13 protein-coding genes are annotated in these 16,363 nt (G+C 65.1%); 10 read left to right on the top strand and 3 right to left on the bottom strand.

Annotated elements, in window-relative coordinates; translation table 11 throughout:
• Positions 1-19: 19 nt before the first annotated feature.
• Both MUG78_RS17175 and MUG78_RS17170 read right to left on the bottom strand, forming a co-directional pair.
• The gene (locus MUG78_RS17175; RefSeq protein ID WP_246997387.1) at positions 20-1,063 is read right to left on the bottom strand and encodes a hypothetical protein; all 1,044 of its coding nucleotides are present in this window, start codon (positions 1,061-1,063) and stop codon (positions 20-22) included.
• Entirely contained in the window at positions 1,063-1,920 is an 858-nt protein-coding gene (locus MUG78_RS17170) for a hypothetical protein (RefSeq protein WP_246997385.1), read from the bottom strand. The genes MUG78_RS17175 and MUG78_RS17170 overlap by 1 nt, the downstream gene beginning before the upstream one ends.
• Before the next feature lie 605 nt (positions 1,921-2,525).
• On the opposite strand from MUG78_RS17170, the gene MUG78_RS17165 reads away from it, so the two are divergent.
• The 4 genes from MUG78_RS17165 to MUG78_RS17150 are packed head-to-tail and all read left to right on the top strand — an operon-like array spanning position 2,526 to position 8,245.
• Positions 2,526-2,801 carry a hypothetical protein gene (locus MUG78_RS17165; protein WP_246997383.1) on the top strand — a complete coding sequence of 92 codons (276 nt, stop codon included), beginning with the start codon at positions 2,526-2,528 and terminating at the stop codon, positions 2,799-2,801.
• Positions 2,802-2,852: 51 nt separating this feature from the next.
• Complete coding sequence (locus tag MUG78_RS17160) at positions 2,853-3,200, top strand: hypothetical protein (RefSeq protein ID WP_246997382.1); 348 nt, start codon at positions 2,853-2,855, stop codon at positions 3,198-3,200.
• A gap of 42 nt (positions 3,201-3,242) precedes the next feature.
• Positions 3,243-5,813, top strand: coding sequence for an ATP-binding protein (locus MUG78_RS17155; RefSeq protein ID WP_246997380.1), 2,571 nt, complete (start codon positions 3,243-3,245; stop codon positions 5,811-5,813).
• Entirely contained in the window at positions 5,810-8,245 is a 2,436-nt protein-coding gene (locus MUG78_RS17150) for a hypothetical protein (RefSeq protein WP_246997378.1), read from the top strand. The genes MUG78_RS17155 and MUG78_RS17150 overlap by 4 nt, the downstream gene beginning before the upstream one ends.
• 18 nt (positions 8,246-8,263) lie before the next feature.
• On the opposite strand, the gene MUG78_RS17145 is transcribed toward MUG78_RS17150, so the two are convergent.
• Entirely contained in the window at positions 8,264-8,434 is a 171-nt protein-coding gene (locus MUG78_RS17145; RefSeq protein WP_246997376.1) for a hypothetical protein, read from the bottom strand.
• Between the two features lie 222 nt (positions 8,435-8,656).
• Between MUG78_RS17145 and MUG78_RS17140 the strand changes: the two genes are divergently transcribed.
• The 6 genes from MUG78_RS17140 (at position 8,657) to MUG78_RS17115 (ending at position 16,309) form a co-directional block, all read left to right on the top strand.
• A complete protein-coding gene (locus tag MUG78_RS17140; RefSeq protein WP_246997374.1) occupies positions 8,657-9,961 on the top strand; it encodes a MinD/ParA family ATP-binding protein in 1,305 nt (434 codons plus the stop codon).
• A 95-nt stretch (positions 9,962-10,056) separates the two neighbouring features.
• On the top strand, positions 10,057-10,455 hold the full coding sequence (locus MUG78_RS17135; RefSeq protein WP_246997372.1) for a hypothetical protein: 399 nt from the start codon (positions 10,057-10,059) through the stop codon (positions 10,453-10,455).
• A gap of 72 nt (positions 10,456-10,527) precedes the next feature.
• On the top strand, positions 10,528-12,057 hold the full coding sequence (gene eccD / locus MUG78_RS17130; RefSeq protein WP_246997370.1) for a type VII secretion integral membrane protein EccD: 1,530 nt from the start codon (positions 10,528-10,530) through the stop codon (positions 12,055-12,057).
• Positions 12,057-13,445: a type VII secretion-associated serine protease mycosin gene (mycP, locus tag MUG78_RS17125; protein ID WP_246997368.1), complete on the top strand. Its 1,389-nt coding sequence runs from the start codon at positions 12,057-12,059 to the stop codon at positions 13,443-13,445. The genes eccD and mycP overlap by 1 nt, the downstream gene beginning before the upstream one ends.
• Complete coding sequence (locus tag MUG78_RS17120; protein WP_246997366.1) at positions 13,446-15,431, top strand: hypothetical protein; 1,986 nt, start codon at positions 13,446-13,448, stop codon at positions 15,429-15,431.
• Between the two features lie 506 nt (positions 15,432-15,937).
• Positions 15,938-16,309 carry a hypothetical protein gene (locus MUG78_RS17115; protein ID WP_246997364.1) on the top strand — a complete coding sequence of 124 codons (372 nt, stop codon included), beginning with the start codon at positions 15,938-15,940 and terminating at the stop codon, positions 16,307-16,309.
• Positions 16,310-16,363 lie beyond the last annotated feature (54 nt).

The following is a 16,363-nucleotide window of genomic DNA, read 5'->3' as shown; positions in this document are numbered from 1 at the left end:
GATGGACCGACCGCCAGAACTACCGGCCGGAGGGTTCGGTGGGGGAGTCATCGTCCTGCTCGCCTTCACTGCTGTCTGTCGGGGTCGACTCGGGGGTGGCGTAGGGGCGTGTCGGGGTCAGCTTCGGCCCGGTGTAGTCCAAGGGGCTCTGCGTCGTCGGTGTGGCAGCGGGATCAACCGCCTTCACCCCGTCGATAGGAACGCGCGCCCCGATTCCGTCCACCACCCACTTGCCGTCACGCACCTTCATCTTCAACATGGTCTGCATCAGATTGAACGTCTGATTGGTCACCACACCCTTGAACGTGACCACCACACTGACTGTCTCATCACCAGTCGGCGGCTGCCCATCGAGGTTACGGGGTGCCATGATCGAAACGACTTGGGCCGCGGTGTACGGGGAATCAGCGATCGAGAACTCGTCTTTGAACCCGGAGGTCACGAACCGGCCCAGCGACGCGCTGTTCGCCGACACGTAGTACGCGCCAGCGAAATTCGAAATAGCCTCCCCCAGGGGGCTCGTCGTCGACACCGGCGTGAGGTACGTCATCGACGACTGCACCCGCTGCGCGGCGTACGCGGTCAACTCCGGCAGCTTCGCCACCGCATACGACTCGCCGGCCCGCACGACCTCCAGCACAAACGTATTTCGTGTCGACCCCGCGGCGCCGGGCGCAGTGAGCGTGACCGACGCCGACACCGAATACAAACCCGAGTCCTGGCCGCGAGCCAACGTCTGCACATCCCGAATGTTGGTGTACTCCACCGTCATCGGCTGCACAGGCAGATCGACCGGCACCCCGTCGGCGACCATCGCAGCGAGCTGGTCGGAGTCGAGCCGACCGCTCCCGCCGAAGTACACGTCCAGGAAGTTGCCCACGAAGAATCGGATGTTGTTGTTGATCGTGACCTCGCGCTGCACATCCGGCAACGCCCGGTTGGCGGCCTCGTTGGCCGTGCTGCACGAGTACAGCGTGAGAATGAGAAGTAGCGGGGAGATCAGCAGATTCCACCGCAGGAGCTTCCCATACTGCTCGCTGGAAATCCGATTCCACACGGCCATCAGCTGACCATTTCACTCTCCACGCCGCGAAACAGCGGCGGCGTGCCGGCGAGTTGCTGTTCCAGCTCGTCAAGCGTGTCGCGAGCCAGTGCCTGGAACACGCCACGCGCCCGCTCATCGGCATTGCTCAGAGCCTCAGATCCGAGGTCGACAACATGCTTCTCGATGTAGCTGCGAACGATATTCCGATTCGTTGTCGACATCCGCGCCGTCATCAACCCCGTCCCCTGAACAATCGCGTGCGACTGCTCATAGCTTGGCGGCTTCCCATGGAACTTGAGGTACTCCACGCCCGGCTCGGTCGGCTTGTTCGGCTGCAAGGTCCACGCGTCAGCGTCAGAGGTTGCGTGAGGATTCGGCACGGCGTAGTGGAAGGTCGGCTCGAAGCGGGCCAGATCAATGATCGTGATACCCCGCGGCGACCGGTACACACCGCCGTGAGTCTGTTGCTTCGTACCTTCGACGATGCCGACCTCCTTCGACGAGTTGATCGTCTTGATGACCAACGTGAAGTTGGAACGGGCATCCAGATTCAGGGGCCCATCGACAGCGTCACGAAGATCGTCGAGAACCAGGTCGAGAGGAGCATTATCCTTGCCGGCGCCGTCGTATGTCGTCGCCCACCGGACCCGTCCGTCATAGATCCGCACATAACCAGGCACAGGGGCCTCGAAGCAGTACATGGCACTGCTTCGATCCGTCAGAGTCCAAAAGAGGGTTGCCTGCGTATCCGTAGGGTCCGGCCACACCTCAGCATTGTCGCCGAGTACGCCAGCGGCGTACAGATCGACGAGCCTGCGGTACATCGGGACGAGGGAACTTTCGTCTGACTGCGGATCAGCAAGGTAGACCTTCATGCACAGGATCGTACCGGCGGGCATCGGGCAACTTCGGCCCTAAAAGAGCACCCTCCTGGAAAAGGGCAGGTGGCGGGCGGCAAACGGGGGAAGGTGGGAGCTGTTGTGGGCGTCGATGGGGTGTTGGCGGACTATCCGGCGGGGGGGAGGGGTCGAAGTGGAGGCCTGGACGAGGGGGATCGGAGGTTCTGTAATGCCGGATCTGCGGTCGGGAAGGGCGACCAGAAACCTGCCCTGGACTGCGTAAACAGTCGCCGTATCGGGGCGCTTGGACGTTGGGTGAATGCGTCGGAATGGAGGGCTGCGGACAGGCTTTGTTGGTAAGGGGCATTTTTGGGGAGAGTCGGTGGCAGGTCCGCTGATACGCTGCCCGAAACCAGGCTCCCGGCCCTGGGAAGTGGTTCCGTGAGGCGGTGCGCCCGCGCAGGTCAGACGTGATTTGCAGAGCGCTCGTCGAAGGGGTTCTCCTCCTGTGGGGTCGCACTTTTGGGTTCCGCTGATCGTCTGTTAGGCGACAGGCAGGGCCATGGAGGGGTGTCGGGATGCCGGGGCGGCGAGAGGCGATTTCTCGCGGCACTAACCAGGAACGAAGGAGCAGTACGAAGATGATCATCTTCGAATTCATCGCGAAGTTTCAGCCCTACCTCCTCGGGATGGTCGCGCTCACCGCGATCTGGCTCATCTACAAGGTGTTCAGCAAAGGCACAACAGGTGAGCAGATGTTCAAGGATATTGCCGCTATCATCCTGGCGGCGATTGTTGTCGGCGCCGTCATTCTGTGGATTCCGAGTGGGGTTCCCGGCCTCCAGCAGCGTGGTGGCGGTGAACTCAACAACCTCGGAATGATTCACGAACCTGCTATCGAGCTCAGCGCGGCCTAGTTGGCGGCGTGTTGCAGTGTTACCTGCAGCCTGCAGTGAGTAGCGTCGTCCGTGAGTTGCCCGATCGTCCAACAAGGCTATGGTGAGATGGATTCCTTCCGAATTTTCAACGGCGTCACCTACGTGGAACCGATCTACAAAGTTGCCGGCATGAAGGTGAGTAAGCCGGTAGGGCTCATCTTCTTCGTGTACGTGGCCACGATCAGTGCACTGGTCATGTACGCATCGACATCAGGGTATTGGAGTCCGGTCTGGTTGTTCGGTGTACCGGCCGGAATTGTGATGGCCGCATTGGTCATTCTCGACGCGCGGCTGCGTTCCTATGGGCTACGAGACGTGATGATCCAGATTCGACTCCTTCGGGCTGCCGCCCGGAAACCCATCACGAAAAACTACTGACGTCGCCAGCGAACCCGCCGACCCCACAGATCAGAGAGAAAAATGCCTGACTTTATCGTTCCGCTGAAGGACATCCGAGGGAATCGGCTCTACGCCGAAGATGGCAGTATCTGGGCGCTTTACACTCTCTCTGGCGTCGTGTACAACATGTACCAGCCGAATACTATTCGGTCGGCCCAACTGTCACAGCAGGGCTTCTTCCAGGCATTGGCGGCCGCCCCCGGATCCGAGTATCTGATCCTCGGCATGAAGGCACGTACCAGTCCCAAGGACATCCTCCGTGCCTGCGTCGCCGGGCTTCCCGGGTTCACTAAAGACCGCTATGCGGCACTGTTCGATCAGTTCCAGCATTTCTATCGCGAATACGAGCACGGCGTCCGCAACGAGTACCGCCGCGAGTACTTCCTGGCCGTGAAACTGGGGGCTGAACAAGGCGGCTTCGACAAAGCCGTCGGCCGAGAAATGGCTGCTCCAGACGAACGTTCCCTCGACGAGCTCGAACGGAAAATGTTCGAAGCCATTCCTCCCGAGTACCGGCCGGCCCGGGGCACCCCCCACCACGTGCGCTGGATCCACCAGCGCTTCATGTCCCGCGGACGCACGATCCCGTACGCACTGACCGACGCCTCACCAGAGGCATCCTTCGGGCCGAAGTCGTTCCCCGCGATGATCTTCGACAAGAACGCCCAGGTCGACGCCTACGCCGACGACTTCGCTGACAAGTTCAACCGCGGCATCCGAGCCAAGGCCCGTGACTGGTTCATCGGGAACTGGCGCACCGCCCAAGAGTCGACCATGTGCGCTGTCATCGACCCCGACGCCCGCACCGCGGACCGCCCCGAGGGGGCAGTCTCCTACCAGAAGCTGATGGCGATCCTCAGCTACCCGACGACCGAATCCAAGGCGTTGAACCACTTCACCGGCATCGTCGACCAGGAGATCTTCCTCGACGCCGACTTCGCTCAACGCATCACCTTCGACCGGCACGCGGTCACCAAGGACGGCATTCGGCATACCCGCGCCCGGCTAGGCGAAGAAGCCGGCGCGATCGCCGAAGACGAACTGGACATGCAGGACTACCAGGACTCCGGCACCGAAATGGTGGCCTGGCACGCGCAAGCACGCAAAGACCGCGCCCAGGTAGCGATCAAGGTCGCCACCATCTACGCCTTCGCGCACCCAGACTGGCGGTACCTGGAACAGCAAACAGCGGCCGTGCAAACCGCGCTGAGCAACGAAGGCTACGACCTGCGGACCCTTCCCGGCGCCGAAGAAGAACTGTTCAAGCTCATGGCCCCCGGACAGCCCCTCGGCGCGCTCGGTGAAGCACTCCAGCAGACCTCCACCATCCAGAAGTTCGCTGCATCCATGCCGATCCGGTCGACCCGAATCGGCTCCGAGACCGGCTTCCCGATCGCGATCAACAAAGAGAACTCGCTGTGCCAGATCGTGCGCATGAACCTCATGCGGTCCACCGAAGCCGGTAGCGGATCGATCGCCGCAAGTGGTGAGCCCCGCGGCGGAAAAAGCTACTTCATCAAGACCCTGGCCTACGCCTACCTCGACATGGGCGCCCACGAACACATCATCGACATGTCGACCCACGGCGAGTACGCGGTCGCCGCACGCGCATTACCGGCCGGTGCGAGCGTCACCGTCCACGTCGCGGCAGCTACCCACTCCATGGATCCGCTGCGCGTCTACGCCGACGACCCGGAAACCGCCCGCGACATCTTCCTGGACCTGTGGCTGCCCATGCTGGGTATCAACGCGCGCACTGACGCCGGCACGCAGCTGATCAACATCCTCACTTCCCGCGCCGGCGGCACGATCACCTCCACCCGAGACCTGGTCCAGTACCTGTCCGCCGTCGGCCCCAACCGGCCCGCCGGCGATCCGCTGCGCGAGCTGTACTCGGCGTTCCTGCCGTACGCGAACTCGTCGTGGGCGCGGCTGCTCATCGATCCGCTCGACTCCAGCACCGGCGCGCCGGCGCCGCTGCCGCTGCTGCAGCGCGACGACCCGCGGCGGCTGGTGGTGTTCCGCACCCACAACCTGAGCACCCCCGACAAGGACAAGGCGGTCAAGCAGCCCCGCGAGTTGTTCTCCGAAGCCGCATACCTGGCCATCGCGTTCTACACCCAGCAGCGGTTCTCCCGCATCGCCGACGTGTGCGTCACCATCGCCGATGAGGTGGCCTTCCTCGGCGGGGAAGTCCCGACGTTGCTGATCAAGACCCCCGACAAGATGGGCGCCAAGGAAAAGAACCTGGTCATCGCCGCCACCCAGAACGCCCGCGACCTGGGAGACGAGTACTCGCTGATCCCGACCCGCGTCGTCTTCCGGCAACGCGAGCAGCAACTCGCCGAAGAAGCGTTGATGTGGGGCAACGTGCCCGTCACCCCCTCGACGCTGAAGCACATCACCACCGACATGTCCCCGCTGGACGTGAGTGGGGAAAAGGTGCTGGCAGGCCGTGAAGGAGAATGCTATCTCCAGCACAACGGAATCGCGCGGGTACGTATGCTCCCGATGCCGCCCAAGCGGGCGCGACTGGCTGACACCACCGCCTCGCGGATGATCCGAGAAGACGATCTGGTGGCGCAATCGTGAGCGCACTGAATCCGATCGTCGACCTGTTCAACACCCCGGACGGAACCGGTCTGGAACTGAGCGACTACACCCTCGTTTTCGAGCAGTCCGCATTCTTCCCCAACCCCGGCGCCTGGTTCCTGGGGACCTTCCTCACCGGCGGCGTCTACTACCTGATCGTCACGATCTTCGCGCCCCTGACCTGGCTGACGAACTTCATCACCAGCCCCCAAGGACTCGCGGAAATCCTCACCAACATCGGTGCCGGACTCCTCAGTCCAGCGTTCCGGATCGTCTCGCCCCTCGGGCTCAGCGCGCTGGCATTGATGCTGCTCGTTTTCCGCTACGGCATTATGCCGCGCCGAGAGAAAGACAAGAAGAAGCAGGACACGGTCCGCTACCTGGGTAAGACCTCCTACAAATGGGACTCGACGGTCCTACGCTCGGACAACCACGGCTCACCCGAACGGAAGAAGACCCTCGACGCACTGACCTCCGCGTTCGTGCTGGCCATGATCGTGGGCGTGTTCACCATGCACCCGTTCGTCGTGGTGCAGACGTTGATGGAATGGTCGGAGAAGATCGTCGCCGATATCAGCCAAGAACAGGGCGGCGTCGTCACCCCGATGTTCGCGGTCCTGCGTGGCATCACCTGGCTGATCAACTTCGGCGGCTTCATCCCCGAGGCCTGCATCGACGCCTGGTCGTCATCGATGACCAGCGGAGACCCCGACATCGTCGCGCAATGCCTGCCCGCCGACCAAGCCGCCAGCATGGATGTCGGTGTCGGGAACTTCGTCGTCGCGGTGCTCTGCGTCCCGGTCATGTATGCGCTGTTCAAGTTCACCTGGGTTCTGCTGCGCAATATCACGTGGTTCCTGGCCGTAGTGATCTGGCGCGGACTGTACATTCCCTACCTGGCGCTGAAGCGCCTGTTCATGCCCGGGGATGACCGCGGAATCCTCGGCGACATCCTGCCGATCTTCCAAACCATCCTCACGTACTTCCTGTACTTCCTGGGCACCGTGTTCCTGGCCGCATTGCTGCCGAACGCGATCCTGGGCGCGATGTCGAACATGAACTGGCATCCGACCTTGCAGATCATCATCCTGGGCGTGATCTACTACTTGTTCGCCCGCTACGTCATCCCGAACATCAAGCCCGGCGGGGCACTGTTCAAGACGACCATGCCGGGGACCGCGGTCATCCACAGCGGAAAACAGATCGACGGCTGGGGCGACTGGCGCCAGATCTACTGGGAAGACCCCGCCGCACGCCCGGCGCAACTGTTCGACAAGGCTGGGCTCGACGGCATGCCGCTCTCGCCCGCATGGGCCAGTGCGCGCCGCGCCGAGAAGGCTGCCGCTGAGAAGAAGGAGGGAACACAGATGCTGTCCCAGGACGACATCGAGACGGTGGACACCGTCACCGAAACCGTCACCCTCGGCTCTCCTCCCGCCGCCACGGCCACAGCCACCCCGGTGATCTTCGGTGACGGAGAATCCGAACCCGTCATCGCCCCAGAGAAGTCTCCCGCTGCGGCGAACACGGCCCCGACTCCCGGCAGCGAAGACCTCCCCGCTGCGGCCGGCGACGCAGTGATCGTGCCCGCCGCCGCGGGCGCACTCCCGGCGGCCACCGCCTCTGCCACGGCACTGGTGCCCGTCGGCACCAACATTGGCCGCCACCGAAACCCCGACGAAACCCCCACACTGCCGGCCGGTGCACGGCCGATCCCGGCCGTCGCCCGCGACAGCACCGACCGGAACTGGAAGCACTATTCCCATTCGGAATCGGCGGGCTTCGGGGCCAGCCACACCGACCACCCCAACGGCCGTCACCTGCGTGCCGACGACACCTGGAACGTCGACGGGCTCACCGTCATCGGAACCACCGTGCACCTGAACGGACGTACTGATCCGACACAGCCGCGCGTGATCGACGGCCAGGTCATCGCAGTGAGTACCCCGACCGCCCACGTCGCCGCCAGCACGCCCACACCGGCCGCGACGCCGCCGGCAGACATTCTCTCGCGCCTGACCGGTCCGACCTCGGCCACCAGCTCTGCCGCGCCCCGAGCGACCGCACCCGACCCCCTGGACACGGCAACAACGTGGGGGGCGCCCAGCGACTCTGGTGCCAGCACTACCGAGACTCTCACCTTCGGAGGCACCACCCCGCCGGGACAGCAGCAGTTCTTCGGGGCACCCGACGCCCGCACCTCGGGACCGCAACTACCACAAGACGCCTCCGGGACAGGACCGAACGTCATGGCCGCCGCCGCAGCTCAACGCGCCCACCTGGACGCCATCGAGCGGGCCCGCGCCGCCGGTGAACCGATCCATCCGGTCCTGTCGGACAACGTCGAACGCGGTACCGCGATCGACTTCGATGCTCGGGAACCAGACGGAATCTCCTTCGGGAGCTCCGCAGTCTTCAACGATAGGATCTGACATGGAAGAACGCACTGCCTACGACCCGGCGGCCGCACGCCAGCAGTTGGCGCGCGAGGCCGCGCTGGCGGCACTGAGCGACAACGACAACGATGCCCCGGAGTCGGCGCCGGTCTCCGCCTCAACGCCGAACCGGCCCGAGCCGACCACGGCGCCGCCCCCCGCTGGCGGGCACACCGGTGCAACCACGCCGCCGACGGAAGTCGTGGCAGGCAGCACGCGCGATTTTCGTTTCGACGACGACGCCGAGTTCGGGGTGCGGCTGACCCCGCACTCTCGTCGGCCAGCGCCGCCGAATCGGACACCCGCACCCCCGGCGCCCAAGCCGTCGGTGACCGAAGCGCCCGCAGCGGAGCAGGCCGAGACGCCGCGCCGCCGCAGGCCACCCCGGCCCCGGCCAAGCCTGCCCCAGTGCCGCCACTGCCGCAGCCGCCCGCGGCCAAGCCCGAACCTGCACTGGACCAGCCCACCCACCGGGCCGATCCGTCGGCGCCGACCGTCGGTGGCCGGGTCGGCGAACCGGCCGCACCGCGCGAGTTCGCCGCGTCGCTCGCCGTGGGCACTCGAGAATCTTCGGAGCCGGTGGCCCCGCCTGGTGCCGCCCCCAGCCTGCAGGCGCCTCTCGGTGTGCCCGGACCGCACTGGCCGGGTTCGGCGCAGGGTTACCAGCCGCCCGCTCCTCCCGCGCCGTCGGCTGCGGCCGCCGCTGCCGACAGTGCGGACTCGGAGCTCGCAGGTGCCCCGCACTACGCGGCGCCCGCGGCCAGCACTGCGCTGCCGGGGCCGGCACCGGTGTTGCCGGAGATGTCGATCATCGACACCCCCGACCACGAACTGCCGGAAATGGAAGTCGTCCCGGCCAACGTCACCCCGGCCACGACCGCGTGGCGGGCGATGGCGCGCCGCATGGGCTTCGCGGTCAAGGAGTCCGACGACGAACGGAAGTGGCGTCGCTTCGTGAAGAAGATGAACCTGCCGCTCAACGGGCCCATCGTCGTCGGATACACCGCGCTCAAGGGTGGCGGCGCGAAAACGACCACCACCATCGCCGCGGGTGTCTCGATTGCGCGGCTGCGGGCGGGGGCTCGCGTGTGCGCCGTTGACACCGACCCGCTCGGCGATCTCATCCTCCGTAGCGACGGCATGGCCGGATCGTCGATCCTGGACTTCGCCGCTGCGATCGCGAACGGGAACGAACGCCGGCCGGCGTACATGGCGCACACCGTCGACGGTGTCGACATCCTGGGCGCGGCCCCCTCGCTCCTGGACCAGCCCCTCACTCCCGACGGATGGCAGGCGGTCCTGGACGAACTCAAGGAACGCTACGACGTGATCCTGGTCGACATGGCCGTCATCAAACGCGATCCCACCTACCAGGCAGTCCTGCGGTCGCTGGACTCGCTGGTGATCACCGCCCCACCCACCGTCGCCGGCACCCGAATGCTCGACCAGATCCCGCAATGGCTCGACCAGGAAGGCGCCAGCCACCTGAAGAGCCGACGCATGGTCGTCATCAGCAAAACCGACACCCTGGACAACGAGATCGACGTCGACGAACTGCGCCGAGTCCTGCGTTCCGGCGGCGTCCACGCCGCCGAAGTGCCGTTCGACGCGCACCTTCGTGCCGCCGAAGACACCTCCTACGACGATCTCGATCCGAAAACGCGTAAGGCGTACGTCGTGATCGGAGCGACCGTCGTCGAGATTTCATCGTAAAAACCGGCGAAGGCGCGTTTCGGCAGAGAAGTCGCGTCCCTACCGATTCTATAATTCAGGGAACTGAACGCAGGGAAGAAAGGGAACCAAGCCCCGTGAGCAATACCGAAACCGAAACCGACGTCGATATCGTGTCCGGCGGCGACAGCGTGGACGCTGTCGCCGGTGCCCCGGAAGTGGTCGCCGATCCGATGGATATGGCGAAGTTCTTCATCCAGGCCGCGGAATCGTTGACCGCGCCGCGTAAGAAGCTCGACGAAGCCGCCGCCCACTCGGAGCAGGTGCGACTCGAAGGAGAACAGCGAATCCAGGACGTGACCGCCGAAGTTGCCAAGGCGCACAACGTCGCACTCGACGCAGAAGAAGCCGAGCGGGTCGCCTACAACGCCGCACTCGACGAGATCCTCGGACAGCAGATCATCACCAAGCAGGCGTTGGCGAAGATGGGATTCAAGACCGCCCCCGGCCGAAAAGGTCGCCGTCCCGGCAAATAGGGGACCGGTTCCCGGCCCGCCCCGACACCAACACCTCACCACTCCTGCACACCACCGCAGAAAGACCCCGCGATGACTGAATTCCTCGACGTCTCCATCAAGACGCCGAACGCCGAGATCGACCTGCGCCTACCGGAAAACGAGCCAGTCCGTTCCCTGCTGGCAGAAATTATCGTCGACCTGCGGACAGACCTGACCCGCCGCAACGAGGCCTCCGGAGACGGCCGGCACCGCGACGATCTCGACTGGCTCAACGACAAAGAGTCCCGCTGGTCCCTGTCGACCCTGCTGGCCAGTCACCTTCGGCCCGACGCCACCCTGCGTGAGCTCGGGATCCGCAACGGGCAAACCCTGCTGCTGCTGCAGAACTCTGTGCGAGAGCAGTACCCGCGGTTGATCGACGACACCCCCCAGGCCGTCGCCGAATACCAGCGCCGACACTTCAGCACCTGGGAAAGCCCCCAGTCCCGCATTCTCGCGCTCGTCGTCCTGGCCGGTTTCGGTGTACTCGCCCCCGGGCTGGGTGTTGCCGCAGTCCTCACCGAGAACGTCGGATGGGGAGTTCGCGGCGCCACCCTCGGCGCACTGATCTTCGCGGCACTGGTGTTCCTACTGGTCTCGGGCACCGTAGCCACCCGAGTCCTACCCAAATTCGGGCGCGTCGACACCGCACTGGCCTCGGTCCTAGCCGGCTGCGGATACGCCAGCATTCTCGCGTTGGGCCAAGTCGCGTTCCCCGCCGGCAACCTCATCTGGGGCGCGCTGATGTCGGCAGCACTCCTCCTGGCCATCGCCATGATCATGCTGCGCATCAACCCGCAGATCGTCGCAGTGCACTACGGGGCCGGCTTCGGTGGACTCACCATCATCGCCACCATCATCCTGTTCGGCGGCATCAACCTCATCGCCCGCGGGATCGGCCAATTCCAGTTCCCCCAGAACACCACCGTCGGCGCCATCCAACTCGCACTGGTCACCCTCGGTTTCCTGATGTCGGCTGAACGATGGGCGATGACCCTGGCCCGCATTCCCATGCCCTACGTGCGGTCAGTCGGCGAAGACTTCGTCAAGGACCGCACCACCGACCTGTCGCAGATCCCCCTCGACGCCGGATCCAAGTACATCGAATCGGTCATCAACCACGAACCACAGGTCATCCGCGCCCACAACACCATCCTCGGGTTCTTCGGCGGCGGACTGCTCCTCATCATCGGCGCAGTCACCACCGCCATGGCCACCCTGCAGTCACACCCCCTGGTCACCTTCATCTTCTCCCTGTCTCTCGCGCTGGCCATGGTCTTCCGCGGCCGCTCCTTCGACGACGCCGTCATGGTCGGAATGTGGCTCTCCGCGGCCGCACTGACCCTGGCCGGTACCGCCATCGGCGCCGCACTATCCGGACACGGCACCTACCTGGCCGTCACCATCGCACTGGCCGCCGCCGCACTCCTGGCAACCTGCATCTACGCCTTGACCCACACCGTCGTCTACTCCGCCCGCACCCGATTCAAGGGCGAAATCGTGGAGAAGATCCTCTACACCTCCCTGATGATCGACCTGGCCCTGGTGATGGAACTGTGGCAGACCATTCGAGCCCACTGATGGCCACCATCACACGCACGCTCCGCGCCGCCGGCGCACTCCTGCTGGCCGCGACACTGGCACTAGCACCGATCGCCCCGGCCGCGGCATACGACAAGCCACCCACCATCGACGAGATCACCGCAGCGGTACCCTCGGGCACCAAACCCTCGGCGCGGGTGGAGAGCCAACGCGAAGTCGAATGCGCCACCAGCGGCAGTACCGACGACGTCAACTTCGAACACGAACCGCCGGCGTCAGCGATCTTCGGAGTCAACGACCTACACCGCTACGCCACCGGAAAAGGCGTCACCGTCGCCGTCATCGACTCCGGAGTCAACCCCAACGTCCGACTGCCCAACCTGCGCGGCGGCGGAGACTACGTAGCCGGCGGCAACGGACTTGAAGACTGCGACCACCACGGCACCCTCGTCGCCGGGATCATCGCCGCGAAACCATCCGAGGACGACGGCATGGTGGGCGTGGCACCCGACGCCACCATCCTGTCGATCCGCCAAACCTCGGTCCGACTGGAATCGGCGTCCAGCGGCAGCGGCGGACAATCCCGACTCGACGCCGTCGCCATGGCCATCGTCCGCGCCACCCAAATGGGCGCCTCAGTGATCAACCTGTCCATCACCGCGTGCGCCCCCGCAACAGCACTGGTCGACACCACTGACCTCGGGGCGGCACTGAAGTACGCCCACAGCAAGAACGTGGCAGTGGTCGCCTCCGCCGGCAACACCTCCGAAGCGTGCGTATCCAACCCGCCATACGACCCCAAGAACCCCGGCGACACCCGCAACTGGGAAGACGTCCAAGCCGTCAGCTTCCCCAGCTACTACGCGCCCAGCGGACTACTGCTGTCCGTCGGCGGCATCGACGACACCGGCGCCCCCTACGAACGCACAATGGCCGGGCCATGGGTGTCGGTAGCCGCCCCCGCCACCAGCATCGTCTCCCTCGACCCCGCCAAAGGGCGCAGCGGAACCCTGATGAACGCCCGCGTCGAACGCGGCCAACCCCAAGACCTCGCTGGCACCTCCTTCGCCTCGGCATACGTCACCGGACTCATGGCCCTGCTGAAAGAGACCTACCCCGACGCCCCCGTGGAAAGCCTGTACGCGCGGGTGCTGCGCACAGCGCAATCGCCGTCCGCTGACCAAGCCGGCAAACTCGGCAACGGCACCGTCGACGCCGTCGCCGCACTGACCTACGACATCGACCAATCCTGGCCGGCGCAAGCGTCGAACAACCCGCAAGCAGCCCCCAACTTCGCTCCAGAAACCCCTAACCGTTGGCCGCAATGGATCGCCATCGCCATCGCCGCAGTGGCCGGCGTCATCGTGCTGCTCGTCGTGATTCTGCAAGCCTCCAGTCGCGCCCCCGAACGCAAGGACCTCTTCTAAATGCGGATCTCCACCGGTGCCACGATCACCGCCACCTTCCTGGCCATCACCATCTCCGCAGTCGGCGCGGTGTTCGGCGCGAACCTGTGGGTCGCGGCCATCACCGGGCTGGTGCTGGGATCGGTGCCGCTGTGGCCGGCCAGCCGCAACGAATCGGTCGCCGAAACGATCCTGGCCCGCTGGCACTATCGGCGCCGCGGTGCGCGTCGCGGCACGAACCTGCTCTTCGACCAGGACAGCGCCGGAACGACGTGGAGCCACGGAAAGTGCTCGGTCTACGTCCAGATCGACCCGCAGCCGTTCGCGCTGACGGTCATCGACCCGGTAGACCTCGATGCCGTCGACACCGCCCCCGTCGACCATCGGCCCCCCGCCGACGAGGTCCATGCGTCGGCCGACCTCGACGGCCCCCTCGGGGCTGCGCCGAGTGAACAACCGTGGGACCAGGACGCCTACCAGGAGTCCATCCAGTACGTTCCGCCGGCCACCGACATCGTGGACACCTCCGACATGCTGGCCGTTGTCGCCTCCGAACAGGCCCGGCAGCCGCTGGGGGCTGCGACCGATCCCGACCCCGCACTCGGCGGGGGATTGGCCGACGTCGCGAACGCAAACGAGATCACCGCTGTGCTGGACCTGCGAGACCTAGACTCCGACCCCGGCTCCGGCCCGGACGGCGCCGAGAACCCCGACGGCGCCGAGGACTCCGACGACGCCGAGGACTCCGACACCGACAGTCCCGCCCGCCGCACCGCGGCGACGCTACCGCTCAGCGTGCTGGCCGAATACCTCGACCGATCCGGGGTACACGTCGACAGCCTCCGCGTGATCACCAACGGCTACCTGAGCTTGGAAGAATCCCGACTGGCCACGGACTACCTCAACCAGATCCCCGACGCCCCACGCCCCCCGATCAACCAGGCCACCGTGATCGAAGTCGTCATCGACGTCCGCGACAGCATGGACGCGATCGCCGCCCGCATGCTCGAAGACAGCCCCGAAGCCTTCGCGCGCGCCACCAGCCGCACCGCCTACGTCGTGGCCGCACGACTCCTGCGCGCACTGGCCCGCCACCGCATTCGGTCACACATCCTGACCGTAGAACAGGTCCGCGACTTCCACGACCGCGCACTGGACACCCTCAACGACGCCATCGCCGCCGAGGAACCCCGTCACAGCACCAGCGACACCGACACCACCGTCACCTACATTCCCCGCCGCCTCGACCAGTACGCACTGATCGACAGCTACACCTACGGCTCCACCATCACCTCCACCTGGGACGTGCGAGGCACCGGCACGGCCGACGCCGTCGTCGACACAGCACTCACGATCACCGCCCCCGACCTGGAACGAGCCGCGCCCCCGCCGGCCGGGCACTGGTACCCGCCCCGCTACCGGCAAGGAGACCTGCAAACCCGGGCCCTACCGATGGCCGACACCGTCGACTCCGCCGGAACCCGCACGCACCAGCTCACCCCCGAACTGGACACCGCGATCTACCTCCACGGACCCGGCATCCACCTCGGACCCACCCCCGACGGGGCGGCCCTGTTCGTCAACCTGGAACCCGCCGGCCGCACCCTGTGGATGTTCGGCGGCACCTGGCACCTCAGCTCCCTCATCGCCCGACTGTCCCTGGCCGGAATCGCCGTCAACGTCGAAGTCGAAGCGCTCCGCAGCTACGTCCAAGCCCTCGACTCAGACTGGGTCAACTACGACACCCCCCTCGACACCCCCGGCGTCCGCATCGTCGCCGCCGGTCCCGACCAGCCTCCACCTCCCGCCGACCCCAACACCACGCTCATCGCCTACAGCCCGTCCTGGCGCCCAGAAGCCGCCCCCTACATGCTGTACGCGCAGAACAAAGACGGCGACTTCACCATCAAGTCGATGTCCGACGAAGAACACTTCCACTGGGAACTGACCGACGCCGAATGGGACCACCTCACCGCCGCCGACGAACTCGCAACCCAAACCGTCTAACCACCCCGCGACACGAGGAAGAACCTCTCGTGACAATCACCGCCGCCGATCTCGCCGGCGTCGTCTACTCCGCCGGAAAAGTACTCGACGGACTACGCACCCGACGACTCGACGCCGCCAACTTCCTCCTCTCAGGATCCACCGGAATCAACTACCTGTGCCGACCTTGCGCCTCTGGAAGACCTCCGAGACGCCGTCGTGCTGGCCCTCGGTTACGACGGCGACATCGACGCAGACTTCGTGTAGGAGATCAAGGGCGCAACCACGACGCCGTTAAAGAGATTCTCAGTGTGACCAAGGCCTAATGGCAGTGGCCATCGAACGCTACCCAGTAGCCAGAGATCCCCGTAAGTGCCACGGGATTGAACCATTGTCGATCGTGCGAAGTGTCATGGCCCGCGACCAGCTCCGCGTGACTTGACTCGGGTCCAGACCAGCCCGAGGGGCTTCGTCGGGGCGGCATGCCATGCTGTCTGCAAACGCCAAGATCAATAGAGAGGGACCTGATGCCGTATCCCACCGAATCGATCGTCTACTCCGTCGAACTGGAGGGCCAGGACGACTTCGACCTGACCGCCTACATCGTCGAGGACACAGACTGCGACGCCGAACAGCGGTACGACCGGCAAGAGTTCGCAGATCTGATCAGAGCCTGGAAGAACGATGAGTTCCAATTCGTGGGCGTTGTCGTAGAGGCATCTCGAGAGGGAGTCACCCTCGGTGACGCCAGTATCTGGGGAAGCGAGTACGGAGACATCGAAGGCAAGCATGTCCAGCCGATCGGCGACGATGGAAGTGACAACATCGGCTACCTGCCGGGCCTGATTAAGGACGCCATCGCCGCCGCATACGAAAAGCTCAGTCAGATCAGCCGATAGATCACAGGGCGAGAGTCGATAAATGAGGACGTGCTATCGACTGGCGCGCGTCAG

Source organism: Gordonia alkaliphila (assembly GCF_023017165.1).
Taxonomy (GTDB): Bacteria; Actinomycetota; Actinomycetes; order Mycobacteriales; family Mycobacteriaceae; genus Gordonia; species Gordonia alkaliphila.
Note: the sequence above shows the minus strand (reverse complement) of the source record. Positions and strands in the feature narration are given on the sequence as shown.